Origin of the sequence: Guptibacillus hwajinpoensis, assembly GCF_020524165.1 — a bacterium.
GTDB classification, from domain to species: domain Bacteria; phylum Bacillota; class Bacilli; order Bacillales; family Guptibacillaceae; genus Guptibacillus; species Guptibacillus hwajinpoensis_D.
On record NZ_JAIVKU010000005.1, the window covers coordinates 204,959 to 230,776 of the forward strand.

Genomic DNA, 25,818 nt, shown 5'->3' on the forward strand with positions numbered 1-25,818 from the left:
TTATTAAGTGGGCTTTCCTCTTCAATGCACTATTCTGAAAGAAGCCTAATATCTTCATCGTTGCCTGCATCTGCGGCATAGTCCATAGCTGAATAACCTGATTCATCTACATGATAAGGATCCGCTCCGCCAGAAAGGAGTATCTCATAAATTTCTTCACGATTCTCCGGCTCCATATAAGCTGTATATATGAGCGATGTCCAACCATCTTGATCCATAAGATTCGGATCTGCGCCAGCTTCAAGAAGAAGTTCAACTTTAGTAACATCACCATTTCGACTGGTGATCATTAAAGGGCTGATTCCATATAAATCTACGGCATTAGGCTCCATCCCGAGATCCAGTAACGACTCAAGCATCTGCTCCTTCTCCGGATACTGTGCCGCATAATGTAGCGCATTCCAACCATCCGAATCAATAGCCTCCAAATTACCTGCTGAAATGTGTGATTCGAATTCTTCTTCATCTTGTGACATAATGGCCTCCATCAATGGGGTTACCCCAGTAACTTCACCATCAGTAAATGTCCTTTCCTCTTCACTCACAGAAGCTAGCGACGGAATCATGATCGAAGCAACGACGGCTGATCCAACGCCACCTACTATGAATAGAAAAGCAACAAGTGAAAGAATGAGTATTTTCTTACGAGGAGCGGGAAAATACGTCTTTTCACGCATCGTCATAAAAGTCTCAACTGCTGCGATGCGTTTTGGTAGAGGGGGATGAGTAGAAAGCAGCTCACTTAGCCATACAAAAAAACTTTTCTCTGTTTGGAGCTGCTCGATATAGACATCCTTGTTAACACTTTGATACAAACGCTTTCCTACAGCGAGAATCATTAAGGCATTTCCTGCACGCTCACCGCTCTTAATATAGTGAGCTCCCATTCGATCACATGTAAATTCACATGCCCTTGAATAAGCAGAACCTAGAAACGGCACAAGATTTCCTGGCAAAAGAAGAAGTTGTTTCATGATATGATTGCGTTTAATGTGTGCTAGTTCATGAGCAAGAATAAACGTGACCTCTTCTTCCGCTTCTTCTTCAATCAGCTCAAAAATATCAGAATAAAGCACGACGAAATTTCTTCCTAATAATCGTGTCGCAAATGCATTTAAGATCCCAGCAGATTCAATCACATAAACATTAGGAGCTTTTAGAATGTCCATCTCCCTACATAACTCTTGTACCGTTTGATGAATGAAAGGATACTGGCTATCTGATATCTTCACACCGTTGCTTCGAATTTGTCCAAGAAACAGCCCATTACTCATGAAAGAAATAAACCAGAGAACCAGGATAATCACAACCCCAATGACAGAAAACAGCAGAAAAAGATAAGCCATGATGCTAAAAACGAGTAAGATAACAAAAAGAGATGTTTCAGAGTTTGAAGTTAATTGTTTCGAATCATTCATTCTACTGTCACATAATTCCTTTCTTAAAGAGATATGTTCAGTATACTGAATTTTCCATTAGAGTGTATATGCTTTTCCAACAAAAAAACACTCTATAAGAGTGTTTTTCAGTCCAATATCGAAACAATACGATTCAGCGAAGAACGGAACGATTCTATATTTACAAACCGTGCTTCTCTTATGCTTTCCTTTCCATTCACATAAAGAAGCAGGACGGGAATTGTAAACACAGAAAACGCACCAGCCGCTGCTGGAATTTCATGAACGTTGAGCTTTTCTCGCTTTATTTGTGGGAAATCCTTCAGTACTTCTTCTACCTGAGGCAACAGTGCATGACACACCGAGCAGTTCGTTCCGTATAAGTACAGAAAGTAAAGGCGATTCTTTTCGATTCCTTCTTTCGCCTCATCAAGGGTAATTTGTTTCAGCTTGCTCACCTTCTAACTCTATGATCGTGATTAAGAAAGATTCATTCGTCTATTCTTTCCTTTAACAAACATAAAAATGCCGTAAGCAATAAATCCAATGGCTACTAAACCAAGCAATATCGCACCGTATGGCTGTTTTGCTAATTCTGCAAGTGCACCATCAAGTCCTTTTGTTTTATCAGGATTAGCTGAAATCGCAGTCTGGATAAAGAAAACACCCATCATTATAAAGACAATACCACGAGCCGCAAGACCAATTTGGCCAGCACGCTTGCCCCACCATTCTTCCTGATTATGCATTTCATATTGTTTTAGCTGTTTCATGAAAGATTTCTTATATCCTCTAATTACCTGATAAATGCCAAATCCAATAAAACCTAAACCGATAAATCCAATAATCCACTGACCAAAAGGCTGTTCTAATAGTTTAGCAGACATCGATTGTTTCCCGCCTGAAGATGAACTTCCGGCTCGTGTAATAATTGAAACAGCGTTATAAGCAAGGAATAAATGAATAATGCCAGCGCCAAAAAATCCAATGCGAATTAAAATACCTTTCGTATCGTTTCCATAATTATCGGGATCCTTAATCGCTTGGAGCCCTTTCCATACAGAGTAACCGATTAATCCTACAATAAGTACCCATAAAAGAGCTTCTCCAAAAGGTTTTCCAGCAATTGTTACGAATGCCCCTTTTGAATCTGTGGTTTTTCCTCCAGGACCAAGCGCTGCCTGAAATGCTAGAATTCCAATAATTAAATACACCACACCTTTTGCTGCGTACCCCATTCTTGCTAGCCCTCTAATCCAGGGTTTTACATCGTTTGATGCCTGTTTTGCTTTGTGTTTTGCTGCTGTACCTGTTTCCATCTCAATTCCCCTTCCGTATACTCGAATCATTTATCCTCTCTCTCTATTCCCAGTTATCATTACTTTCAATCTAAAAGGGTATGATTTTCTCTATCCATTATTAGGGATATTTATCTTAGCTATAAAAAAATAGCCCTGTAAGCGAATCCAGCATTCGCTTACAGGGCTGCTAATTGAGGAGATAGACTTGTGGGCACAAGCTATCGCGTTTCTTTACTATACTATAGATCACCAAATTTTCATATAGTTTCGAATCATTTCTTTTCTGATTCATCGCGTTAAACAGTTAAGTTCGCTCAGAAATAATGCTTTTCCTTGCAAGTAGCTTTGACAATAAGCCGTGTCGCGGCGATAGAATAAATGCTGTGGCGAAAATCAGTCCTGCAATCGAGGCCATTGATCCCGAGATAGAAATATTCCATACAAGTGCAGCATAATAACCCCCTATTGCTGAAAGGACACCAATCACTGCACTAATCAAAAGCATCACGAGCAACTTATCTGTCAATAGATAGGCAGTAGCTCCTGGTACAATTAACATGGCAACGACAAGGATCGCTCCAACGCTATCAAAAGAAGCAACCGTCGTAATGGAAACCATCGACATTAACAAATAGTGAATGAACATGACGGGAATTCCAATAGCTGTAGCCATCGCTGGATCAAATGAACTGATCTTAATCTCTTTATAAAAAAGAAAGATCAAAATCAGATTAATAATCAGCACAATTCCAAGCATCCAAACGGCTGATGGACCTAGATCCACTCCACCAATCGTCAAGGTATTCCATGGAATAAATGTAATTTCTCCCATTAAAGCATGATTAACATCAAGGTGGACTTTACCAGCAAAAGCTGACAACAGGATTACACCAAATGCAAATAAAGAAGTGAAAACAACGCCGATTGCTGCATCGGACTGTACCCCACTAGAATGGAGCACCTGCACTAGAAAAGCAGTCAACAATCCGATAATCCCTGCACCAATTAGCATATAAATGCCTTCTAATGAATGACTAACAAGGTAAGCAAGCACGATGCCAAGCAAAACGGTATGGCTAATGGCATCAGCAAGCATCGCCATTTTTCTTAATATTAGAAAACACCCAATGATGCCACATGATACACCTACAAGCGATCCCGTAAGCATAATCCATGCTCCATAACTCATAGTGACTTCACCTCTTTCTTGCGTTTTTTCGCACTTTGAGATGAATTTTCCTTGCGAAACGTTTCTCCCTTACCAAAATATTTGGGCGCAAGCTTTGGTGTCCGCTCATGAATAGCCATCAGTTGTTCAAGCTCCTTAAGAGTGGATGAATCAATATTTCTATAGTCCCAAACATCATTCGCAGCGAATTGAAGAGAAGCGAATTTCATTTCATACATGGTATATATCTCAAATAAGCGATTATTGAATACAATCTCATAAGCTTTAGATCCGCCAGACTCTGTTAAGGACCACATGTCTTTTATATGATGAACATAACCTTCTTTTTGAAGTCGTTTTAGATTGGAATCAAGCTTCCGAACCGTCATTTTTCTTCGAGAGAGAAGAGCTTCCTTTGAGAAACGAATTTTTTTGTTCGTTATGCTTACTTCTTCGGAAAGATCGTACAGCGTTTGAAGGACGGTTTCTCTCGCAACGATTTTACGTATTCGATAGAGCTTTAATCCTTTTGATACTAAACCTCGATGTGGAGCAAAGATAAGTGAGATTAAAAAGATGACGGTTGCTGCAAGAACAATGACTGGCCCCGTTGGAAGTCGATTTGCCATCGAACTTAATATCGTTCCGAGCATACCTGACAATGCTCCGATCGTCCCAGCGACGATGACCATGCGATCAAGTCGATCCGTCCAATATCTTGCCGAAATGGCAGGAGTGATCAGCATGGCTGCCATTAAAATAACCCCAACTGCTTGAAGTCCAATCACAACAGCACTCACGATTAAGGTCATTAACAGTCCATTTAGAAGTCCCGTCGGTAACCCAATCCCTTTTGCGAATTGACGATCAAAAGTAAACAACTTTAATTCCTTAAACAATAACCAAGTAACAAGCAGGAGCACGATAGCTATGGCAGAAATGACGCGAACATCATTTCCTACAAGTGACGCTGCCTGACCAAAAATAAAGTCATCTAGCCCACTTTGATTTCCATTTTCAGTTTGTGCAATCTTTGTTAGTAAAACAATACCAAACCCGAAAAAAACTGATAGAACAAGCCCAATCGCCGTATCTTCCTTGATGCGAGAATGGTTAATAATGACCTGAATAAAATAGGTTGCCAGCAAACCAGATAACGCTGCGCCAACCAAAAACCACCCAATCGATTTGGTTCCATAGAGTAAGAAGGCTAGACAAATGCCAGGAAGGGCAGCATGTGCCATCGCATCACCTATCAAACTTTGCTTTCGTAAAAGCGCAAAACTTCCAAGAACACCACTTGCAATCCCGAGAAGAATTGTGCCTAAAAGGACCCACTGCGTGTTGGCATCTTGTAATGTTGAAAGTAATTCATAAAACATACCTGGTCCCCCCTAAGGCTGCACCACATAGGAAGGACTAACCTGAGTATCAAGAAAGGCTAGACGACCTCCATATGTTTTTTGTAAGTGATCGACTGTAAACACTTCTTCTGTTGGTCCAAGCGCAATTTTTCGCTTATTTAAGAGAAGTGTCCAATCAAAATACTCTTTGACCGTCTGTAAATCATGGTGCACAACAAGGACTGTTTTCCCCTGTGCTTTTAACTCATTTAATAACGAAATGATTGCTTTCTCCGTTGCAGCATCCACCCCTACAAATGGTTCATCCATGAAGTAAACCGTTGCATCTTGAGCAAGAGCTCTTGCGAGAAAAACTCTTTGCTGTTGCCCCCCTGACAGTTGGCTAATCTGCCGACCGGCATATTCTTTCATTCCTACTTTATCTAGGGCTTGCATGGCAATAGCCGTATCCTTCTTTCCAGGTCGACGAAACCATCCAATATGCCCATATCTTCCCATTAAGACGACATCAAGAGCATTGGTCGGAAAATCCCAGTCGACCGACCCTCGCTGTGGGACATACCCGACTAACTTTCGTTGGGTACGATAAGCTTTACCATAGATCTCTACAGACCCGGATGCCGTCGGAATCAATCCTAAAATAGCTTTAATAAGCGTTGATTTTCCCGCACCGTTCGGACCTACGACACCAATTAACTTTCCTTCAGGCATTTGAAATGTTACTTCTTGAAGAACCGGTTTACGATCATAGGCCACCGTTAAATTTGAAACTTGTATTGGATTCATTTTCATATTCCCCTCTCTTCTATTTCAAAGCCTGAGCTATCGTTTCAATGTTATGGCGATACATTCCTATATACGTTCCTTCAGGTGATCCTTTTTCTCCCATAGCATCTGAATAAAGTTCTCCACCAATTTTCACATCATGACCTTTTTCTTTTGCTCCTTCTACTACAGCATTGATTGATCGTTCTGAAATGCTGCTTTCAATAAAGACCGCTTTTATATTTCGATCAGCGAGAACATTTACGAGATTCTGCACATCTCTTAGGCCATACTCTGAATCAGTACTTAACCCCTGTAGACCCTTAACTTCCATCCCATACGCCTGACCAAAATATTGGAATGCATCATGAGCTGTTACAAGGACCCGACTCTCTTCTGGTATTTCATTCATTTTTTCCTGAGCTTCTTCTTTTAATTGCTTTAATTTATTTAAATAGGTTTCTGCATTTTCCTCATAATCTGCTTTATGATCAGGATCATACTCAATTAAGGCTTCGCGAACTTCCATTACGGCATATTGCCAAAGTTCAATATCAAACCATACGTGCGGATCGACAGCTGCTGCATTGGACTGATCGACAAGTAACCTATCTTTAGGGATGGCTTCTGCGACGGGATAAGTCGGTTTATCTTCTTTCATTTTTGCAAAGATATCTCCCATTTTTCCTTCTAGATGAAGGCCATTATATAAAATGATATCTGCCTTCGATAGTTTATTAATGTCTCCCTGAGAAGCTTTATATAAATGAGGATCAATTCCAGGGCCCATTAAAGACTCAACTGAAACATGTTCTTTTCCTATATTTTTTGCAATATCACCGATTTGACCAATGGTTGTCGTAATTTTAATCTTGCCGTCACTTTCTTTGTTCGCTTCGGTGCTGTTACACCCTGTTAAAATTAGTAAGAACAGGGATGCTCCAACTAAAAACCCAAACCATTTCTTCATTTTCATTAATCTCTCCTTCATTCATTTATTCCGATACAAAAGCTTTAAGCTAACCTATGGGCTTACTACTGTTGAGGTGCTTTTCCAATTCTCTCTTGTGAAAAATAGTTGCTTTAAAGCTCTATTCTTCACTTTATGAATATTTCTTTCCTTAATGCAACTTTAGAACAAAAAAATATGTGTAAAGAACTTTATGAACCGACCTCATGCCCCATTGCACAATTGTTTCCTTATTGCAAAACTATCGCATGCGCGCACATTTGTCAACATTCGTTTCTTCTTACTAATGAAAAAATAGAAGTTTTCACTAGGGGTGTGAGAAACATCACAGTTTTTTACAGCTAAACCATCTACAATGAAAATAGAAAGAAAAAGAATTTACATTGGAGGGATTGCAAATGAGTGTTAAACACACAAACATACTTGTTGCTGTTGATGGTTCTGAATCTGCTGAGGTCGCTTTTTCACGAGCGGTTGAACTTTCTATTCAAGATCAGGCATCCCTAATCATTGCACACGTAATTGATACGAGAAATTTTTCCACATTTGAACTTTATGATATTGCTACTGAACGAGCTGAGGATTTCGGAAAACGGTTATTAAAAGAATACGAAGAAAAGGCTATGATTGCTGGAGTCACAAATGTTAAAACTGTAATTGAATATGGATCACCGAAAGTGAAAATCGCCAAAACAATTGCTCCGCAAAACAACATAGACTTAATTGTATGTGGGGCAACTGGCATGAACCGTGTTGAGAGATTGCTTATGGGCAGTGTTTCTGAGCACATTACACGAAATGCTACTTGTGATGTGATGGTGGTACGAGGCATAAAAGTTTTAGGTAAGGAGGGGCCACAAAATGAACATAGCAGACAAAATACGTAAACATCGGCTCGAAGCAAATATGACCATTCAGGAATTGGCTGTAAAAGTTCGGATTGGTTCAGGCCTTATGCAAAAAATTGAGGAAAATCGTTATCAACCCGATGTCCAAACATTGTTAAAGATCTCCACCGCTCTCGATATACCAGCTTCTGAATTTCTTGAAAAAGATACGATTGATGCGTTAAAAAAAGCAGACTCAGGAATCTAGTATAAATAAAACCATAAGAAAAAGCGCTGTCATAACAGCGCTTTTTCTTATGTCTCCACTAATTCCCTTTCATAGATCGGTAATGAAACTTCGACCGTTGTTCCCTCACCCTCCACACTTGCTAAATTCATTTTCCCATTATGATTTTCAATAATACTAAAGCTTACCATAAGCCCAAGACCCGTACCATTTTCCTTTAATGTATAGAAAGGTTCCCCTATTCTTGGCAACTGATGTTCAGGGATTCCCACTCCCTGATCTCGGATAATGATGAGGGCATCACCTTTATCATTTCTAGTTACTTTTACAAAGATCACACCACCGTCAGCCGCTTCAATGGCATTCTTTAAGATGTTAACAAACACTTGTTTTAATTGATTTTCTTCACCAAGGATAGGAAATTCTTCATAATCATATTGAGGACGTATCTCAATGTTTTTTAGTATTGCCTGAGATTTCAACAAGGATATGACATGTCTAAGTAGAGAAACCAGATCACTCTTTGTAAACTCTTTCTCCTGTGGCCTTGCAAGGAGCATAAATTCACTAACGATAAAATTAATCCGATCAATTTCTGAAAGCATAATTTGCAGAAACTCTTTTGATTTCTCATCATAAGAAGCGTTATAAACAAGGTTTGCGAATCCTTTTAATGAAGTCAGGGGATTGCGTATTTCATGGGCCACTCCCGCAGCAAGCTCACCGACAGCAGTTAATTTTTCAGAGCGTCTTAGTAGTGCTTCTGTTTCCTTTAATTCTGTAATATCTTCCACGATGACAATAATACCCTGCATCAAATCATCGATGATATGAGGAATAGAGATCAATTTCACCTGAATAGAATGGCCGTTACGATGAACAATAGCTGATTCGCATTTTTGTGGAACGCCTTTTTTTGTCCTCTCAAAACAATTCGATGTTTGCTCGTAGTATCGTTTTTCCAGAAAATGTAGACTCGATTTGTCACGAACATCTTTTACCGTATACCCACTCATTCGTTCTAAAGAGGGATTGATATTTAAAATACGGCCATTTACATCTAAAAGCATAATGCCGTCAGGACTATTTTCAACAAGAGAGTGATACTTTCTTTCGCTTTCTCGAAGCATGGCCTCTTGACTTTCAAGCTTTTGATTTCGGACCATACGAATTAAAATTAGTACAGAAATAATAAAAATACCAGTTAAAGCAACATATTGTAAAAGGGAATTTTCACTATAGCTCTCTACTTGAAATCTAGTATCTACAGAAGAAGTAATCATTGTAAAATAATGAACTGCAAGCGTTCCAAGTCCAAAGATAATGGCGCCTAACACTTTCCCCCAGTAGTTATTCTTTTCATTGAAAGTGCCATAAACGACCCATAAGCTACTAACAGTTGAGAAAAAAGCCATTAACAAAGGGAGAATGATTCTCCACCAGTCTTCTATTTGATAAGTAACCCCTAATAAATAATGTGCACTGACGATTTGCAAAAGCAATAGTGATAAGGCAATCGATACGCTTGCTCCTACAATTTGCTTTAGTTGCCACTTAGATGAGAGCATTATAAAGCCTAAGAGAGATCCTATCACTGGAACAACTAAAGACATACCTACAAACCATGGTGCATAAAAAGAAGCATCCGCTATAGATAGTCCTAATAATACGAGATATTGCAAAATCCAGATGCCAGTACCCATCGCAAGCGAGCTTCCAAACACCCAGAGTTTTCGATAAGTTAGTGTCATTGTGCATGCTTTTTCATGAAAGTCGAATGCCACATAAGTATAGCTCACGACCATTAAAATCGAAATGACAATAAGAAAAAAATGAAACTCATAGGTGAGACTTTCCATTATTTACTCCACTCCATTTTAGATATCGACATTCTACTCATTTGATTTCATGTATGCTAATTACCAATTAGACAAAAACTTTCAAAATCCTTCCACATTTGCACATAAGTTGTTTTTATTAAATCGCTTTCAACAAGTAAAAACAGCCTGAATCGATCGGCTGTTCTCACTCGTTTATACGGCTATTTTTTTGTAAGAATGGGTAAAGGTATGGGAAGGAGGATTTGCAATGGCTCAAATATTATTTAAAGTCCAACATGTGAAACGACTCGAAGACCATCACATCCCAGATACATTTGAAGCTTCCGTTGAAGTTGAAGTCATCAATCGAGAAAATGGAGAGTTAGAAAAAACAGGGCGAATTCCAGTTCAATTCAATGAGCATGGTTCCTTCCCTTCCATCGCCCATATCCAAACTTTTGAAGAAAATAAAAAGTTACAAGCAAAACTTTTATTTGATATTCGAAGATATGTTCGAAAACTTCGTCCTTATCTCCAGCCGGATGATGAATAATTTACGCTTCAAACAAATAGCGGTAAATCGTACAAGCTACTTGTATATTCATAAGATCGGATGGTTCGTTAAAATTAATGGATAAGATTTCTTGAATGCGCTGGATCCGATAATTCATCGTATTCACATGAACATGGAGCTGTTCAGAAGCGTTTTTTAAATCCTGTCCGGTTGATAAGTAAACAAACAATGTTTGAAAAAGCTCTCCTTTGCGTCGCTTTTCGTAAGCAAGTAAGGGAGAGAGATACTCAAGTGCATAATTCGCAAGATCATCCTCATTGTTATTTAAGAGGAGGCGAAGGGCTCCAATTTCTCCATACCACGATGAATGCCCTGCGAACGTAAACCGTTCTAGAAACTTAATGGTTTTTTTTGCTTCCTCAAATGATTGATCCACCGTAAGGATCCCTTTGACTGGTTTACCAATTCCGATTCTACACATTTTTTCAGAGGTAATCCTTGCCGTTAATTCTTTAAAATCTTGAATAAAACGGTTAATCGATCCTACACAGGACTCAATTCCGCCAAAACGATCCTCATGAAACAGGATCACAATCTGCCTTCCCCACTCCGTAACGAGCAATTTTGTATCGTTTTTATGAAGTAGGTGACGAATAGATGCATGAATACAACTCCGCATCCACTCTTCATGTCCTTGTTCACATGGCGGAACATCGAGAACGGCAACAGTAAAATAATCCTCCCAATCAGTACGAAGACGATCGGCAAAAAAGTTTAAGTCAGCTTCCTCCTCATGTGTGGAAAGGAGATGAATGAGAAGCTCTCCAGTTAACCGCTGCTGTTCTTTATGTTCTGCTTCTTGTTTCATTAATTGAAGACCTGCCACCGTACATGCATGGAAAACAGCGGAGTGTTCAAACCTTGTAAGCGGAAGCGATTCCGAAATGATCGCCAGGTAACCAAGCGGAAAAGAAAGTCTACCAAGTGGAAATAACAAAAAATCTTCCTTCGCATGATCGACTTCCACTTCATGTTTTTTATACTGAATCGTATTTAAATGCTTGATAATCATCGTTTGCAAATTGCTGTTTGAAGGCCATTCCTTGTGACTCGAAGCAGTCACTTCACCAAATGGATCAAAAATCACAACGGTTTTACCAATTGATTTCGTCAGATAAGAACAAATTTCTTGAAAAGATCCTTCATTCATCCCAATATCCGATAAAGCATGATGAGTTTCTACTGATTTTGATAAACGTTCATTTTGGTTGATCATTGTTTGGTTAAATTGCTTTAATTTTTGCAAGGAAGCTTCTTTGTTTCGATACAGTTCCGCATTCATAATGGCAATTGCAGCCTGAGATGAGATCGCTTCTACTAATCGTATATCGTCTTCTTTGAAAGACTTTTCTTGATTAAACCGATCTAACACGATTACCCCTGTACAACTATCTTCTTTCATAATTGGAATGCATATGGTGCTCATTGGTAAGTCATCAGCCGACTGATGGTAGAGCGTTGCATTTTGAGGTGTCATCGTTTTCATCGCTTCTTCTACTTCAAGATTTGTTCTAAAATGCAAGGTTTCTTTCCTTTGAAATGCTAGTCCTGTCATGGATTCTCCAGATTTAAGCAATACCTCATTTACCGTTTTCTTTCGGAATCCAGTCGATCCAGCTACTTTTAATCTTTTTCGTTCATCATCATATAAAAATAGCACGCCCCCATCTGCAGCATCGATGACTGAGACGGCTTCTTCAATAACGGATTGAATAACCGCATAAAAATCAAGTGATGAGTTAAAGATCCTGGACACTTGCATCAATACATGTAGTTGTCTTATACTTAGTTCTGCTTCATTTTCAAGCAACCCTCTCGCCATGCGTTTCCTCCTCCTTTTTTTAACGCTTAACCTCTTCTGCTTCTTGCTCTAAGTAAGATAGTGTTGCTTCACCAAGCGTTTTTGCAGCAATCAACATCGCCTTTTCATCGATATCAAACTTGGGATGGTGGTGAGGATAGGTTGCCCCTAGCTCTTCATTTCCTGCCCCTGTTAAAAAGAAGGTTCCGGGTACCTCTTCAAGATAATAAGCGACATCTTCTCCAACCATCAATGCCTCTGTTTCTGTAACATCTTTCACGTCCGCTACTCTTTCGGCCGCTTCCTTTAACAAGACCGTTTCTGCTTCATGATTTACCACTGGAGGATACCCACGATCATAAGTAAACGAGTAATCAGCCCCGCTACTGTCACATGTCCCTTTAATCATCCGTTCCATTAACGTGACGATCTTTTCTCTCACCTCTTGATCAAAGGTACGAACAGTTCCTTTTAGCGTCGCCGTTTCTGAAATGACGTTAAATGCAGAACCTGCATGAAAAGAGCCAATTGATAATACAGCTGTATGACCAGGGTTGATAAATCGACTTACGATTTGCTGTAGCTGACTAACTAATTGACTCGCTATAACAATCGCATCAACTGCTTCATGCGGAATTCCCCCATGTCCGCCTCTTCCTTTAACGACAATTTCAAATGAATCTGCTGCTGCCATTATACGTCCCGTTTTATATGCAACCGTTCCTGTAGGGAAGCCAGACCAAAGATGGGTTCCAAATATGGCATCTACCCCATCAAGGCATCCATCTTCAATCATCGGTTTTGCTCCACCTGGTGTGATTTCTTCTGCGAATTGATGGATAAAAACAATGCTTCCCGCTAACTGGTGACGCTCTTCATTCAATGCTTTCGCAAGGTGGAGTAGTGTTGATGTATGTCCGTCATGTCCACACGCATGCATCACACCAGGAACAGTCGATTTATAAGAAACAGATTTTTCATCATTTATCGGTAAAGCGTCAAAATCCGCTCGTAGGCCTACTGTTTTACCCGGCAAGCCTCCTTCAAGTACCGCCACTACACCTCTTCCACCTACTTCCGTTCGAATAGGAATACCAAGCTGTTTATAAAACGCTTCGATTCGTTTCGGCGTGTGAACTTCGTGGAAAGAAAGCTCAGGATGCTGATGAAGCTCTCTTCTCAGTTCAACCATTTGTGGGTATAACTCTTCTAATCTCTCAAAAAGCGCTTTTCTCATGTAAGATCTTCCCCTCTCCTCTATCTAAAGCAAGAATGATTTCGTTTATGCTAGATACGTTACGAGTATTTTAACAAAAATTCTGAACTTTATAAGTGTTTCTTGCAAATCTATTGTGAAATATCTTGAAATGCATCAAACGACTCATTACTACTACTCTTGCAACGTAATCGCCTTATTTGCAATGAATCCTTTCATTTTCTAAAATAAGAGGAAGATACGAATGAGGAGGATATAGAATGAATGTTTTGATTTTAGGAGCTACTGGCCGGGTAGGTAGCAAAGTATTAACACATGCTCTCGCCGATCACCATAACGTAACTGTTCTTGTGAGATCACAGGAAAGGCTTAAGACGAAAGAAGGGGTAAAGATTGTTGAAGGAAATGTGTTAAAAGAAACGGATCTTATGAAGGCAAGCGAGGGAATTGACGTGATTGTCAGTGCACTCGGGACAGATAAAACAACCACTTTATCTGATAGCACTCCGCTCTTAATAAAGACTATGAAAAAAAATGGGATCAAGCGCATCCTTACGGTTGGAACCGCTGGCATACTAAACAGTCGTATGGAACCTTCCGTATATCGCTTCCAATCATCCGAATCTAAACGGAAAACGACGCGAGCAGCAGAAGAGCATCTCGCTGTTTATGAGATGCTCAATCAAAGTGGGCTAGACTGGACAATTATATGCCCAACTTATTTACCAGAAGGTGAGGCACAAGGTCAATATCGAATTGAAGAAGATTACCTGCCTGAAAATGGACGAGAAATCTCAACCGGAGACACCGCTAACTTTGTCTATCAAGAGCTCATTGAAAAGAACCATCTTGCCAAAAGGGTCGGAATCGCTTACTAGCTACTGGCTGTACGTTTAAATGTCACGTCAACTTGAACGAAGACCATTCTTCATAAGTGAGTGACTGTCGCATACATTCACCTAAACCAGGACGATCCGTTAGATTTTCTTTTAATTCCTTACTAACGCCATCTGTTTTTTGTTGAATGTTCTTAGCAACAATTTAACCAATGAATTTCGGCTTATTTCCCCTGTATCTTCTGAAATTAAATCTCTCATCGTAACATTCTAATAAAAAAAGAAGACGAGCAATATGCTCGTCTTCTCTTTAACTTATTTCTGTTTTAAAGCTGCTTCAAGCGCAATAATCATCATTTCTTTAAATGTTGTTTGACGCTCTTCTGAAGTCGTTTCTTCGCCCGTTACAATATGATCACTAACGGTCAGTACGGTCAGTGCATTCACGCCATATTTTGCTGCGATCGTATAAAGAGCGGAAGTTTCCATTTCAACACCTAGCACTTGATAGTCAGCAAGCTGTTGGAATATTTCTGGGTTATCACGATAGAAGGAATCACTTGTAAACACATTCCCTACATGAACACTCATTTCCTTTTCAGCTGCAGCATCATAAGCATTTTTTAGAAGGTTAAAATCAGCTGTTGGAGCAAAGTCCATGCCATTAAATTGAAGACGGTTGACACCAGAATCAGAAGTGGCACTCATCGCAAGAATAACGTCTCTTACTTTCACTTCTTTCTTCAACGCGCCACATGTGCCAACTCGAATTAAGTTCTTTACACCATAGCTTTGAATAAGCTCATTTACGTAAATTGAAATGGAAGGTACACCCATTCCTGTTCCCTGCACAGAAATTCGTTCACCTTTATATGTACCCGTATACCCAAGCATCCCTCTGACTTCGTTATAGCAAACAACATCTTCTAGGAATGTTTCAGCAATATATTTTGCACGAAGCGGATCTCCTGGTAGTAAAATTGTTTCTGCAATCTCTCCCTGTTTTGCACCAATATGGACACTCATTGTTGTACCTCCTTGAATAAATACGTTCACTATCAAAAGTAGCATAAGATGAAAGGATATGCTACATTCATTCGCACAATGTTAGTCTCTCCCCTACCGTGCTGCACCATGCAGTTCTTTTTCTATACAAAAAAAACAGGCATTTGCCTGTTTTTTTGATGCTTCATCAGTAGTACGGAGATATCATGAGGTAAACGACGACGCCCGTAATACTCACATATAACCATAGTGGCATTGTCCACCTTGCAATCTTCCTGTGCTTCTCTACTCGCATGTTAAGTCCACGAGTTACCGTAATTAAAGCAAGGGGAACAATCGCTGCTGCAAGAATAATATGTGTTATTAAAATAAAGAAATAGATGGGCCGAATCAGGCCTTCACCACCGAAAGAAGTGGATTCAGACAATCCATGATACGTGACATAAGATACTAAAAACAGCGCTGTCGTTGTAAAGGCCGCGAAGATAAATCGCTTGTGCAATTTAATATTTTTCTGCTTAATAAAGATGAGAGCAGCTACTAAAAATACAAAAGTAAAGCTATTAAACACCGCGTTAAGCAACGGCAGAAGCGTAATATCGAATCCTACATCTCCGCTATATTCTGGTAGAAAAAAAAGGATGACCACAAGCACATTGACTGCAATGGAAAGCCCGACAATCCATGGTGTATAATTTCGTTGTTTTACATCATTCATAAGAGTCCTTCTCCTTATCTCATTAATCTACTTATTAAGGATAAGAAAGTTTGTTGAAATGAGCAACCTATGTGACACATCTCACACGTAAAATTCCATTCAGTGACACGTTTTGTTCACATTAAGGCATCCATTGATCATGGACAATGCCCACTAAATAAAAATCATGATGATGTTCGGAAAAGACCAGCTTAAGACTTTTCCAGTTCCTTCCTTCAAATTCTTCCGATCCAGGTACATAAAACTCGACGTAATGACTATTCGGAAAGGTTTCCTTAATGTTCTGAATGCTATTTGTTTTTTGATATGTCCCATCATATGTCACAAGCTCAGTCTCACTAAATTCTGCATCATACACATATTGATCAAAATAAGCATTGGGGGTAAGGCGAATTGGTTCTCCTTTGCCCGGTTCCGTTCCCCATTCAAGCTGCTTTTGATTTTTCACTTGGAATAACTCTTTCACTTGAGCAGGCATCAATACCTGCGCGCGTTTCTTATCGACCGTTCCATAAGGAGAAAACAACACTCCTTTTTGTGGATGAACAGAGCGAGAGATTTCTTCCATCTCTTTTTCTTTCAACGCATTTAACACAAAATACGCTTTTTTCATAGCGATGCTTTGAACAGAGACCGGACGATCTGCCTCGACTACTCCAGGATCCTGGGGTTTCTCAATGGCACAGCCGATCATGATGCTAAAAAATAGGAAGAAGATTATCAGTGCTCGAATCATCTTACTCATCCTCCCAGTTCACTCTCATTCCCTTTCTACTTATATTCGCCACAATTAAAACCAACCATTCTATTTCTCAGGAAAAAGATGAATCTTTCCCTTATAAAAGTCCTGACCACCTCTTTCCCCAAGGTAATCATCATGGTATCGCTTACAGGATTTGAGTATTCATTTCAATCGGTAACATACTGGTTTCTCTGCAATCACACAATTTGATTTTAACGCGAAAAAGCTATAAAATTTTTACTTGGGAACCCGGTAACAAGTTCTGTTACGGGATCGATATCATCTGATCAGCATTTGATGAGTATTATCTTTACTGATGAAGTAGGGAATTCACTGTTCCTTCCATACGTTCCCTCTGGAACAGCAATAATGAAAAAGTGAGGTCACAAAGATGAATCAACCATCAAAACAGGCTTCTGTTATCGTTATATTCGGTGCGACAGGAGATCTTGCCAAACGCAAGCTATTCCCATCACTGTATAACCTCTATTGCAAAGGTGTACTTGCTGAGGATTTCGCTGTAGTAGGAGTAGCAAGAAGACAGCTTACGAATGAAGAATTCCGTGCAAATGTTCATGATTCTGTTGTACATACGGCATGCATGGATAAAGATGACAAGCATGAGGAATTTAGCAGTCACTTCTTCTACCAACCATTTGATGTAACGAAGAAAGAATCTTACCAGGAATTAAATGAATTAACACAATCGCTTGATGAGAAATTTAATATTCCAGGAAATCGTATTTTTTACATGGCCATGGCGCCAGAATTCTTTGGAACAATTGCACTAAATCTAGATTCTGAAGGTTTAACAAATGGAGAAGGCTTTAACCGTCTTGTTATTGAAAAACCTTTTGGCCACAATTTCCCATCAGCTCAAAAGCTGAATGATGAAATTCGTCAAGTCTTCTCTGAAGATGAAGTTTATCGTATTGATCACTACTTAGGAAAAGAAATGGTGCAGAATATCGAAGCGATTCGTTTCGCCAATTCGATGTTTGAACCACTATGGAACAGTCGACACATATCCAATATCCAGATCACTTCTAGTGAAACGGTCGGTGTTGAGACACGTGGAGGATACTATGAAAAATCCGGTGCCCTTCGTGATATGGTTCAAAACCATGTGCTTCAAATGGTTTCACTTCTTGCAATGGAACCGCCTGTTAGCCTCTCAACAGAAGAAATTCGCGGTGAGAAGGTGAAAGTACTTCGCGCGCTTAGAGCGGTTAAACCGGAAGAAGTAAACGACTACTTCGTTCGCGGTCAATATAAACAAGGCGAAGTCGATGGCGAAACGCTTCCAGGGTATCGCGAGGAAGACAACGTTGACAAAGAATCGAATACGGAGACATTTGTTGCGGCGAAACTGATGATTGATAATTTCCGCTGGGCAGGCGTGCCATTCTATATTCGTACTGGGAAACGCATGACGAACAAATCCACTAAAATTTTGATTGAATTTAAAGACTTACCAATGAATCTTTATAAAAATGAAAGTGGTAAACTGGGACCGAATATTCTTGTTATCCACATTCAACCTGAAGAAGGCATTACTCTTCACTTGAATGCAAAAGATACTGGAGATATGCGTAAAACAACGCCAATTCAGTTGAATTTCAACAACAACCAGGAAAACAATATGAACTCCCCAGAAGCTTATGAACGTCTTCTACACGACGTCATGCGTGGAGATGCAACAAACTTTGCTCGTTGGGATGAAGTTGCTCTCTCATGGCAGTTCATTGACCCAATTTCAGTTACGTGGGCAAATGAGAAAGAAAAAGACTTCCCGAACTACCCGGCTGGTTCAATGGGACCAAAAGCTGCAGATGAACTTCTAGAGAAAGACAACCTGCACTGGTGGCCATTACCTAAAGAGTAAAGTGAAGACGAGCGTTTATTGCAATTAAAAATGACAAAAGAAAGATACGTGCTTCACGTATCTTTCTTTATCATATACACTACTACTTGAAAGGAAGTGCTCATTTATGAAAATGTACGACGTTAGTGCACCTATCTTTAATGGTATGGCGGTTTATAAAAACAAAGAAGAAAAGCAGCCTGAAATCAACACAACAACGAACGGACACGTAACGGAGTCTCGTCTATCTCTCGATGTACATACTGGTACTCACGTTGATGCCCCTCTTCATATGATGAACGATGGCGCAACATTTGAGTCGATCAACCAGGAAGATTTAGTAGGCAAAGCGAAAGTCATTGATGTAACGAATGTTAAAGGTGCAATCTCTGATAAAGATATTGCCGCGGAAGACATTCAAGAAGGCGACTTCATCCTTTTTAAATCCCAAAACTCTTTCGAGGAAGAATTTAATTTCGACTTCGTGTTCGTCGGTGAAGATGCGGCACGATACCTCGCTGAACGAAACATCCGTGGTGTCGGCGTAGATGGTCTTGGCATTGAGCGCAGCCAGCCAGAACATCCAACACACCGCTCGTTATTCGAGAAGGATGTCATTATCATGGAGGGCTTACGCCTGAAGGATATCGAAGCGGGAGAATACTTTATGGTAGCCGCTCCTCTTAAACTACAAGGAACAGATGCATCACCTGCACGCGTTTTATTGTTTGAAGGATTAAAAGAGGCATAAGATTTTACAAGCCAGGGGCAGTCCCTGGCTTTCTTACTATATTTTATAACTGTTATACCCACACCAAAAATATGGAGGTTGTCATGAAGTTCCTACCTGATCTTTCAAGAAAGTTAAGTTCTCGATTAACTCCAAGTATTTGGTTTCTCTCCGTGGTCATTTTCGCCCTCTTTCTCGTATTTATTCTTCCCGAAGTATCAGACAGATCTTATGAAGTCACTCAAACGAGGGATTCTCCGGATGGCTCTTTCTTCTATACCCCAGAAACGCTCTATCGCATTGCAGAGCAATATGGTGAAAGTGGAAGAAGTTATTATATTAAAGAGCGCTTTAGTTTTGATGTCATCTGGCCACTCGTATACTGGTTCTTTTTAACCACTTCCATTACTGTTCTCTATCGATCTATTATTAGTGAAAAATCGCTACTCTTAAACTTACTCCCCTCTTTCGGTGTTTTATTTGATTACTTAGAGAATCTATCAACATCCGCTGTAATGGTCTTTTATCCTAGTAAAGTCCCAGTCATCTCCTGGGCTGCACCGTTCTTCACCTCCATCAAATGGGCATGCATTTATGCTAGTTTTGTCCTTATCATGATTGGTGTTCTTTTGCAGTCCATTCTAACCTGCAGAAAAATTGTGTATAAAGTAAAAAACCGCTAATCCCTCCCCAATTAAAGGAAGTGATTAGCGGTTTTGTTTAGCTCTTAGTCTTCAAGCCATTCTGTGTGAAACACGCCTTCGCGGTCAATACGTTGGTACGTATGAGCACCGAAGTAGTCTCTCTGCGCTTGAAGAAGGTTTGCTGGCAATGTTTCGCTACGGTAGCTATCATAATAAGCAATCGCACTTGCAAGGCCAGGAACTGGAATTCCGCGCTGTACAGCAAGTGATACGATATCACGAGCAGCGCTTTGGTAAGATTCAACGATCTCTTTGAAGTAAGGATCGAGAAGAAGGTTTGTTAAGCTAGGCTCACGGTCGTATGCTTCTTTAATATTTTGCAGGAAGCCAGCACGGATAATGCAACCACCGCGGAAGATCATCGCGATTGAGCCGTAGTCCAGATCCCAGTCATACTCATCAGAAGCGTAGCGCATTTGAGCAAATCCTTGTGCGTACGAACAAATCTTACTCATATAAAGGGCTTTACGAATCTTTTCAATTAGCTCTTCTTTATTACCATCAAACGCTGGTACGTTTGGTCCAGAAAGAAGCTTGCTTGCTTTCACGCGCTCTTCTTTCATTGCAGAAATGAAGCGTGAGAAAACGGATTCGGTAATGATGGAAAGGGGTACACCAAGATCAAGTGCACTTTGACTTGTCCATTTACCAGTACCTTTTTGCCCAGCTGTATCAAGAATCACATCAACAAGAGCTTTTCCTGTTTCAGGATCTTTCTTCGTAAAGATATCTGCTGTGATTTCGATTAGGTAGCTATCAAGCTCACCTTTATTCCATTCTTTAAAGACTTCGTGAAGCTCATCAGTCGAAAGACCCAGCACGTTCTTCATCATGTAGTACGCTTCGCCAATTAATTGCATATCGCCGTATTCAATGCCGTTATGCACCATTTTCACATAGTGACCAGCGCCGTCTGGACCGATGTAAGTTGTACAAGGATCGCCATCAACGTTTGCAGCAATTGCTTTAAAGATATCTTCAACTTCACTAAATGCATCCGGTTGGCCACCAGGCATGATCGAAGGACCGTTCAATGCACCTTCTTCACCGCCAGATACGCCTGTACCAATAAAGCGAATGCCTTTTTCTTTCAAGTCTTCACTACGCTTTTGCGTATCTTTAAAGAACGCATTCCCGCCGTCAATGATAATATCATCTTTATCAAGATGTGGAAGCAGCTGATCAATCGTTGCATCTGTAGGCATACCTGCTTTGACCATTAGCAAAATTTTTCTAGGTGTTTCAAGTGATTGAACGAACTCTTCAATGCTGTATGTATCCTGAAAGTTTCGCCCTTCAACTTCAGACATCATTTCTTTTGTTTTTTCTTCCGAGCGGTTATACACGGAAACGGAATAGCCGCGACTTTCGATGTTCATCGCGAGGTTCTTCCCCATGACGGCTAATCCAATTACACCAATTTGTTGTTTTGACATCTTATTCCCTCCAGCTCTTTTTCCTAATTTTCGTGAACCCACTGACGCGAACTTAATGATTTCAAGATACTCATACGCTTTCTCTAGTATGTGCACCTGCCATTAAGCTAGTCACGCGAACAGCCTGACAGTATGCATTATACGTCTTTCCGCGAAACCGTGCAAAGATTAGCAACTAAGAAAAAGCCGTTAATCACTCGTTTTTGTCAATGTTCTTTCAAGTCAAGTTCATTCAATATCCCACCTTTACAACAAAGAAGGCGCTTTCAATAGTCATCATTGGGAAACACGCCTTATAACGATTATACTTAATAAGATAATAAAGAAAGTAAAGGAGTGAAGGTACCATGAACGAAAAACAACTAGCTGGCCAAAAAGCAGCATCCTATGTTCAAGATGGTATGACGGTTGGACTTGGAACTGGGAGTACGGTCTATTGGACAATTCTTGAAATTGCCAGGATGGTGAAAGAAGGGATGAAAATTACAGGTGTTGCCACTTCTAAAAACACAGAAAAGCTCGCTCAAGAACATGGCATTCCACTCGCATCACTAGAAGACGTTTCTTCCATTGACCTTACGATTGATGGGGCAGATGAGCTGACAGAGGATCTAACTCTTATTAAAGGAGGAGGTGGCGCCTTACTTCGGGAAAAAATTATTGCTTATCATTCAACACATATGATTGTCGTTGCTGATTCCAGTAAATATGTCAACAAGCTAGGAACTTTTCCTCTACCCGTGGAAATTACTCCTTTTGGTTATGCAAAAACAGTGAATGCGATAAAAAAACTGGGTTGTGACGTATCACTTCGTAAAGAGAATGACGTACTTTTTCTAACAGACAATGGCAATTATATTGTAGATTGTTCGTTTAGTGAAATTGACTATCCATCCACACTCCATGATCGCTTAAATCAACTTCCGGGAGTTGTGGAGAACGGGCTGTTTATTGGCTATGCGGCAAAAGCGATTATTGGACAAGAAAATACGATTACATATGTTGAAAAATAGAAATAGCGCCCGGCCATAAAAGCCGGGCGCACCTTCATTATTTCACGATTAGAACTGGGCAATGCGACCTTTGAAGTACAGCATGACTAACGCTTCCAAGAAACCATTCACGTAAGCCATTTAGTCCTCTGCTTCCCATAATAATGAGATCACGATTATGTTCATCCGCGTATTTTACAATTTCGTTTCCAGGGTTCCCTTCAAGTACCATTGTTTTCACTTTATGATTCGGTAGCTGAACGTCGAGTTTTTCACTGATGCCTTTTAGCATATCAACGGCTTCTTTTCTAAGTTCATTCAAAATACTGGCGTAAACAACAGCTGAGCTAATCTGTGCTGTTGGGTTTAAAGCGGTAACAACATCAATTTCAATGGCTTCATTTTCTTTAGCCATGGCAATCGCTTCGTTTAATGCCTTTACACTTAAGTCAGATCCATCAAACGCGACAAGGATTTTATTATATTTTTTCATCTCTACATTCTCCTCCCTTGATCTGCTTTCATACTAGCACGATATTGAACCAAGTCCTGTGACTTTCATCACGAAAAGGCGTTTCAATGCTTTTTGTAAAGGATTTGTTCTGTCAGAATCGCTGTAATCGAACCAAGTATAAGACCGTTATTTAAAATCGAAGCGGCAATTGGCGGGGCTTGCTGAAAAGCTTCCGGAGGGATAAACATCGTGCCGATCCCAACCATAAAGGAAATGCCTATTATAAATGGTTTTCCCTCAGATTCATCTTTTCTAAACTCGTTAAAGGCAATTCCGACCATGTTTACAAAAACGATAAAAATAACAGCATAGCCAACAGGTTCAGGTAACGCTGCAAAAAATGCCATTAACACTGGGAATAAGCTAATGACGATGATGAATCCACTTCCTAGAATAAACGGAAGCTTTCGTTTAAGTCCTGTCGTTAAAATAAAACCTGCAGCACCAGAGATCGGAACACTCCCCACCGCTGAAAAGACGCCTCCTAGTAATTGATTGATCCCAGAAATGAATCCTGCCTGTCTGTATCGCCCCATAGGCTTTCTATTTGATAGCTTATTTAATACTTCTTCGACAACGCGAATGCTTGCGATCATATTTGTAAGAAGAAGAAGCGTCACAAGCAACGCCGTTATAATCATGCCAGAATCCCAGGCTGGATACCCAAACGCGAATACCTCTGGCAATTGTATCAATCCTCCGTCTGGAAGAACGACTGGCTTCGCTAATCCAAGAACAGCGAATAAAATCCAACCGAAAATTAGGATAATGAGGATACTATACTGCTGAACCATTGCAGGCATCGATCTCGAAAACCATATGGAAACAAATACAAGCAGAAGAGATAGTCCTGCAATACGAAGGTCAATCCCCTCTTTTAGATAGCCGACTCCCATCATGCCGTTAAGAAATGATCCACTTAACTGAGCGACAAGAAGAAGAAGATAAATTCCTGTGACAACCGGGGTAAAAAGACGTGATAGCTTCTCCACTAAACCGAATGCGCTAAGTAAGATAAAGACGATCCCGCTTGCAATCATCGCAAGTTCGAGCGCTTGAAGTGTCTCTATTTCAGATCCAAATAGTGTCGAGCTTAACCCGGCATAAAGAACAAAGACCCCCCACCATAATCCAGCCGGCCCTTCATTAATCGGTAATCGGTGACCGATCGTTGCCTGTAAGATTCCTGCAACCCCCAGCACAAACATTGTTCTCTGAACAAACCCTGCTGCCATCGCAGGATCTAGATGGAACAAGCTGGCAATCGCAACTGGCGCCACGATCGATCCAGCAATCATAAAGATGGCCCATTGAAGGGCAGATAACGTATTACGCATTGTAAAAGCCTTCTTTCATCAAAACGAATTATGTACACACCTTCATCTTATCAAAGCGAAACAAGGAGGTCATTACGTATTTTTCCACTATAAAAACCTCCCTTGCTCTGATATACTGTTTTATTGGTGATTTGATTTTTCAAATACACGGGTGGGAGAGGGAAACACAAGTAAGAAGGGAATAAAGTGAAAACGAAAATTAATTTTGATTTTCAGGCTCACGATACTTCACTGAAGAAAGAAATTCTTGCCGGCATTACATCATTTTTTACGATAGTTTATATTGCAGCGGTTAACGCGTCAATCCTTGCTGATGCAGGAATTCCTTTCGAAGCAGGAATGATTGCAACAGTCCTGACGTCAGTGGTCGGCTGCCTGTTAATTGGATTTTACGCAAATGCACCGATTATCCTCGTTCCGGGGATGGGTGTCAATGCGTTCTTTACTTATACAATGGTTGAATCAATGGGATTAAGCTGGGAGGTGGCTCTCGCTTCCGTCTTTGTTGCAGGGATATTATTTGCGATAACAGCTTTTACACCGCTCTCCGGTGTTCTTTCAAAAGCAATCCCGCGTTCATTAAAAGAAGCGATTACCGTCGGAATTGGTTTATTCCTAACATTCATCGGTCTACAGAAAGGCGGTATCGTCGTTTCCAGCGATTCCACATTTGTAGCACTTGGAAACCTTGGCTCCGCTCATGTGGTTGCAACTCTCGTTACGCTAGGATTAGCTGCCATTCTTTTCATTCGAAATGTGAAAGGCCACTTCCTTATCAGCATGTTAGCTGGGACTGCACTCGCCTGGTCGCTCGGACTAATTGAGACAGGTCAACAAAATAGCTTTTCATTCTCATCCTACGGATCGGTATTTGCTGCCATGTCTTTCGATGACATATTGATGTTACCATTCTGGATCGCAACGTTCTCGATGGCGATGATCCTTGTCTTTGAGAATATGGGTTTGTTAACCGGGCTACTACCAGATCAGCGCAAATTTACGAAGTCTTATCAAGCAAACGCGATTTCAGCTATATCGTCTGGTCTTTTCGGTACGAGTCCAACCGTTTCGACTGTCGAAAGTGCCTCAGGAATTTCGGCTGGTGGCCGAACAGGACTTACAGCCATTACAACAGGGTTATTGTTCTTAACATCGCTATTCTTTATCCCTATTTTCAAAATCATACCGGACTCGGCGATTGCACCAGTATTGATTATTATTGGCGGTCTAATGATTACATCGATTCAAAACATTTCTCTCCAGGATTTTTCTGAAGGATTTCCTGCCTTTTTAATTATCGTCATGATCCCGCTCACCTATAGCATTGTGGACGGCATAGCATTTGGCTTTATTGCATACCCATTTCTAAAAATCGCTTTAGGGAAAGGAAAAGAAGTTCCTGTTCCGATGTATATTATCGCAAGTCTGTTTTTTATAAACTTTTTCTTACACACCATCTAGAGGGTAAGAAAGATCTGCGAACCTCCTTG

The 25,818-nt window shown here is 40.3% G+C and carries 25 protein-coding genes; 9 read left to right on the forward strand and 16 right to left on the reverse strand.

What is annotated here, in order from left to right; genetic code table 11:
- Positions 1-29 precede the first annotated feature (29 nt).
- The 7 genes from LC090_RS14045 to LC090_RS14075 all read right to left on the reverse strand — a co-directional run bounded on the left by LC090_RS14045 (position 30) and on the right by LC090_RS14075 (position 6,965).
- Entirely contained in the window at positions 30-1,418 is a 1,389-nt protein-coding gene (locus tag LC090_RS14045) for a M48 family metallopeptidase (protein ID WP_226658658.1), read from the reverse strand.
- Positions 1,419-1,525: 107 nt separating this feature from the next.
- Positions 1,526-1,855: a thioredoxin family protein gene (locus tag LC090_RS14050; RefSeq protein ID WP_226658659.1), complete on the reverse strand. Its 330-nt coding sequence runs from the start codon at positions 1,853-1,855 to the stop codon at positions 1,526-1,528.
- A gap of 21 nt (positions 1,856-1,876) precedes the next feature.
- Entirely contained in the window at positions 1,877-2,716 is an 840-nt protein-coding gene (locus tag LC090_RS14055) for a DUF1206 domain-containing protein (protein WP_226658660.1), read from the reverse strand.
- Positions 2,717-3,002: 286 nt separating this feature from the next.
- Entirely contained in the window at positions 3,003-3,887 is an 885-nt protein-coding gene (locus tag LC090_RS14060) for a metal ABC transporter permease (protein WP_226658661.1), read from the reverse strand.
- Positions 3,884-5,248 (reverse strand): iron chelate uptake ABC transporter family permease subunit, encoded by a 1,365-nt coding sequence (locus tag LC090_RS14065; protein ID WP_226658662.1) that lies wholly within the window; start codon positions 5,246-5,248, stop codon positions 3,884-3,886. The genes LC090_RS14060 and LC090_RS14065 overlap by 4 nt, the downstream gene beginning before the upstream one ends.
- Positions 5,249-5,260: 12 nt before the next feature.
- Positions 5,261-6,016, reverse strand: a complete 756-nt coding sequence (locus LC090_RS14070) for a metal ABC transporter ATP-binding protein (protein WP_226658663.1) — start codon at positions 6,014-6,016, stop codon at positions 5,261-5,263.
- 19 nt (positions 6,017-6,035) lie between these two features.
- Complete coding sequence (locus LC090_RS14075) at positions 6,036-6,965, reverse strand: metal ABC transporter solute-binding protein, Zn/Mn family (RefSeq protein ID WP_226659375.1); 930 nt, start codon at positions 6,963-6,965, stop codon at positions 6,036-6,038.
- A gap of 398 nt (positions 6,966-7,363) precedes the next feature.
- Here LC090_RS14075 and LC090_RS14080 point away from each other — a divergent pair, with 398 nt between their 5' ends.
- Together LC090_RS14080 and LC090_RS14085 are read left to right on the forward strand one after the other, a co-directional pair.
- Positions 7,364-7,852, forward strand: coding sequence for a universal stress protein (locus LC090_RS14080; protein ID WP_226658664.1), 489 nt, complete (start codon positions 7,364-7,366; stop codon positions 7,850-7,852).
- Entirely contained in the window at positions 7,827-8,060 is a 234-nt protein-coding gene (locus tag LC090_RS14085; RefSeq protein WP_226658665.1) for a helix-turn-helix domain-containing protein, read from the forward strand. The genes LC090_RS14080 and LC090_RS14085 overlap by 26 nt, the downstream gene beginning before the upstream one ends.
- A 47-nt stretch (positions 8,061-8,107) precedes the next feature.
- Here LC090_RS14085 and LC090_RS14090 read toward each other — a convergent pair whose 3' ends face one another.
- Positions 8,108-9,898 (reverse strand): ATP-binding protein, encoded by a 1,791-nt coding sequence (locus tag LC090_RS14090; protein ID WP_226658666.1) that lies wholly within the window; start codon positions 9,896-9,898, stop codon positions 8,108-8,110.
- 229 nt (positions 9,899-10,127) lie between these two features.
- Between LC090_RS14090 and LC090_RS14095 the strand changes: the two genes are divergently transcribed.
- A complete protein-coding gene (locus LC090_RS14095; protein ID WP_226658667.1) occupies positions 10,128-10,412 on the forward strand; it encodes a hypothetical protein in 285 nt (94 codons plus the stop codon).
- 1 nt (position 10,413) lies between these two features.
- Here the strand turns inward: LC090_RS14095 and LC090_RS14100 are convergent, their stop codons facing one another.
- Positions 10,414-12,255, reverse strand: a complete 1,842-nt coding sequence (locus LC090_RS14100) for a helix-turn-helix domain-containing protein (RefSeq protein WP_226658668.1) — start codon at positions 12,253-12,255, stop codon at positions 10,414-10,416.
- Between the two features lie 19 nt (positions 12,256-12,274).
- Positions 12,275-13,471, reverse strand: a complete 1,197-nt coding sequence (locus tag LC090_RS14105) for a M20 family metallopeptidase (protein WP_226658669.1) — start codon at positions 13,469-13,471, stop codon at positions 12,275-12,277.
- A gap of 239 nt (positions 13,472-13,710) precedes the next feature.
- On the opposite strand from LC090_RS14105, the gene LC090_RS14110 reads away from it, so the two are divergent.
- Positions 13,711-14,328 (forward strand): NAD(P)-dependent oxidoreductase, encoded by a 618-nt coding sequence (locus LC090_RS14110; protein ID WP_226658670.1) that lies wholly within the window; start codon positions 13,711-13,713, stop codon positions 14,326-14,328.
- 273 nt (positions 14,329-14,601) lie between these two features.
- Here the strand turns inward: LC090_RS14110 and deoD are convergent, their stop codons facing one another.
- The 3 genes from deoD to LC090_RS14125 all read right to left on the reverse strand — a co-directional run bounded on the left by deoD (position 14,602) and on the right by LC090_RS14125 (position 16,745).
- Entirely contained in the window at positions 14,602-15,312 is a 711-nt protein-coding gene (gene deoD, locus LC090_RS14115; protein ID WP_226658671.1) for a purine-nucleoside phosphorylase, read from the reverse strand.
- A 166-nt stretch (positions 15,313-15,478) separates the two neighbouring features.
- Positions 15,479-16,009 (reverse strand): DUF420 domain-containing protein, encoded by a 531-nt coding sequence (locus LC090_RS14120; RefSeq protein ID WP_226658672.1) that lies wholly within the window; start codon positions 16,007-16,009, stop codon positions 15,479-15,481.
- Between the two features lie 121 nt (positions 16,010-16,130).
- On the reverse strand, positions 16,131-16,745 hold the full coding sequence (locus LC090_RS14125; RefSeq protein ID WP_226658673.1) for a hypothetical protein: 615 nt from the start codon (positions 16,743-16,745) through the stop codon (positions 16,131-16,133).
- 397 nt (positions 16,746-17,142) lie between these two features.
- Here LC090_RS14125 and zwf point away from each other — a divergent pair, with 397 nt between their 5' ends.
- The 3 genes from zwf (at position 17,143) to LC090_RS14140 (ending at position 20,028) form a co-directional block, all read left to right on the forward strand.
- Positions 17,143-18,636, forward strand: a complete 1,494-nt coding sequence (zwf, locus tag LC090_RS14130; protein WP_226658674.1) for a glucose-6-phosphate dehydrogenase — start codon at positions 17,143-17,145, stop codon at positions 18,634-18,636.
- Positions 18,637-18,742: 106 nt separating this feature from the next.
- Positions 18,743-19,366 (forward strand): cyclase family protein, encoded by a 624-nt coding sequence (locus LC090_RS14135; RefSeq protein WP_226658675.1) that lies wholly within the window; start codon positions 18,743-18,745, stop codon positions 19,364-19,366.
- 83 nt (positions 19,367-19,449) lie between these two features.
- Positions 19,450-20,028, forward strand: a complete 579-nt coding sequence (locus LC090_RS14140) for a hypothetical protein (protein ID WP_226658676.1) — start codon at positions 19,450-19,452, stop codon at positions 20,026-20,028.
- Between the two features lie 44 nt (positions 20,029-20,072).
- On the opposite strand, the gene gndA is transcribed toward LC090_RS14140, so the two are convergent.
- Positions 20,073-21,485, reverse strand: coding sequence for an NADP-dependent phosphogluconate dehydrogenase (gndA, locus tag LC090_RS14145; protein WP_226658677.1), 1,413 nt, complete (start codon positions 21,483-21,485; stop codon positions 20,073-20,075).
- 347 nt (positions 21,486-21,832) lie between these two features.
- On the opposite strand from gndA, the gene rpiA reads away from it, so the two are divergent.
- Entirely contained in the window at positions 21,833-22,498 is a 666-nt protein-coding gene (gene rpiA / locus LC090_RS14150; RefSeq protein WP_226658678.1) for a ribose-5-phosphate isomerase RpiA, read from the forward strand.
- Positions 22,499-22,535: 37 nt separating this feature from the next.
- On the opposite strand, the gene LC090_RS14155 is transcribed toward rpiA, so the two are convergent.
- Positions 22,536-22,970: a universal stress protein gene (locus LC090_RS14155; protein ID WP_226658679.1), complete on the reverse strand. Its 435-nt coding sequence runs from the start codon at positions 22,968-22,970 to the stop codon at positions 22,536-22,538.
- Between the two features lie 83 nt (positions 22,971-23,053).
- Positions 23,054-24,328 carry a purine/pyrimidine permease gene (locus LC090_RS14160; protein WP_226658680.1) on the reverse strand — a complete coding sequence of 425 codons (1,275 nt, stop codon included), beginning with the start codon at positions 24,326-24,328 and terminating at the stop codon, positions 23,054-23,056.
- A gap of 186 nt (positions 24,329-24,514) precedes the next feature.
- Between LC090_RS14160 and LC090_RS14165 the strand changes: the two genes are divergently transcribed.
- The gene (locus LC090_RS14165; protein WP_226658681.1) at positions 24,515-25,789 is read left to right on the forward strand and encodes an NCS2 family permease; all 1,275 of its coding nucleotides are present in this window, start codon (positions 24,515-24,517) and stop codon (positions 25,787-25,789) included.
- The last annotated feature ends 29 nt before the right edge of the window (positions 25,790-25,818 follow it).

What these genes read in the sequence shown, in the direction of transcription:
- deoD (WP_226658671.1), bottom strand. Translation starts at nt 15,312, where the DNA reads ATGAGTGTCCATATTGGTGCAAAACAGGGAGAGATTGCAGAAACAATT.
- LC090_RS14095 (WP_226658667.1), top strand. Translation starts at nt 10,128, where the DNA reads ATGGCTCAAATATTATTTAAAGTCCAACATGTGAAACGACTCGAAGAC.
- gndA (WP_226658677.1), bottom strand. Translation starts at nt 21,485, where the DNA reads ATGTCAAAACAACAAATTGGTGTAATTGGATTAGCCGTCATGGGGAAG.
- LC090_RS14135 (WP_226658675.1), top strand. Translation starts at nt 18,743, where the DNA reads ATGAAAATGTACGACGTTAGTGCACCTATCTTTAATGGTATGGCGGTT.
- LC090_RS14055 (WP_226658660.1), bottom strand. Translation starts at nt 2,716, where the DNA reads ATGGAAACAGGTACAGCAGCAAAACACAAAGCAAAACAGGCATCAAAC.
- zwf (WP_226658674.1), top strand. Translation starts at nt 17,143, where the DNA reads ATGAATCAACCATCAAAACAGGCTTCTGTTATCGTTATATTCGGTGCG.
- LC090_RS14100 (WP_226658668.1), bottom strand. Translation starts at nt 12,255, where the DNA reads ATGGCGAGAGGGTTGCTTGAAAATGAAGCAGAACTAAGTATAAGACAA.
- LC090_RS14090 (WP_226658666.1), bottom strand. Translation starts at nt 9,898, where the DNA reads ATGGAAAGTCTCACCTATGAGTTTCATTTTTTTCTTATTGTCATTTCG.
- LC090_RS14105 (WP_226658669.1), bottom strand. Translation starts at nt 13,471, where the DNA reads ATGAGAAAAGCGCTTTTTGAGAGATTAGAAGAGTTATACCCACAAATG.
- LC090_RS14120 (WP_226658672.1), bottom strand. Translation starts at nt 16,009, where the DNA reads ATGAATGATGTAAAACAACGAAATTATACACCATGGATTGTCGGGCTT.
- LC090_RS14060 (WP_226658661.1), bottom strand. Translation starts at nt 3,887, where the DNA reads ATGAGTTATGGAGCATGGATTATGCTTACGGGATCGCTTGTAGGTGTA.
- LC090_RS14140 (WP_226658676.1), top strand. Translation starts at nt 19,450, where the DNA reads ATGAAGTTCCTACCTGATCTTTCAAGAAAGTTAAGTTCTCGATTAACT.
- LC090_RS14125 (WP_226658673.1), bottom strand. Translation starts at nt 16,745, where the DNA reads ATGATTCGAGCACTGATAATCTTCTTCCTATTTTTTAGCATCATGATC.
- LC090_RS14110 (WP_226658670.1), top strand. Translation starts at nt 13,711, where the DNA reads ATGAATGTTTTGATTTTAGGAGCTACTGGCCGGGTAGGTAGCAAAGTA.
- LC090_RS14160 (WP_226658680.1), bottom strand. Translation starts at nt 24,328, where the DNA reads ATGCGTAATACGTTATCTGCCCTTCAATGGGCCATCTTTATGATTGCT.
- LC090_RS14155 (WP_226658679.1), bottom strand. Translation starts at nt 22,970, where the DNA reads ATGAAAAAATATAATAAAATCCTTGTCGCGTTTGATGGATCTGACTTA.
- LC090_RS14080 (WP_226658664.1), top strand. Translation starts at nt 7,364, where the DNA reads ATGAGTGTTAAACACACAAACATACTTGTTGCTGTTGATGGTTCTGAA.
- rpiA (WP_226658678.1), top strand. Translation starts at nt 21,833, where the DNA reads ATGAACGAAAAACAACTAGCTGGCCAAAAAGCAGCATCCTATGTTCAA.
- LC090_RS14085 (WP_226658665.1), top strand. Translation starts at nt 7,827, where the DNA reads ATGAACATAGCAGACAAAATACGTAAACATCGGCTCGAAGCAAATATG.
- LC090_RS14065 (WP_226658662.1), bottom strand. Translation starts at nt 5,248, where the DNA reads ATGTTTTATGAATTACTTTCAACATTACAAGATGCCAACACGCAGTGG.
- LC090_RS14070 (WP_226658663.1), bottom strand. Translation starts at nt 6,016, where the DNA reads ATGAATCCAATACAAGTTTCAAATTTAACGGTGGCCTATGATCGTAAA.
- LC090_RS14045 (WP_226658658.1), bottom strand. Translation starts at nt 1,418, where the DNA reads ATGAATGATTCGAAACAATTAACTTCAAACTCTGAAACATCTCTTTTT.
- LC090_RS14075 (WP_226659375.1), bottom strand. Translation starts at nt 6,965, where the DNA reads ATGAAGAAATGGTTTGGGTTTTTAGTTGGAGCATCCCTGTTCTTACTA.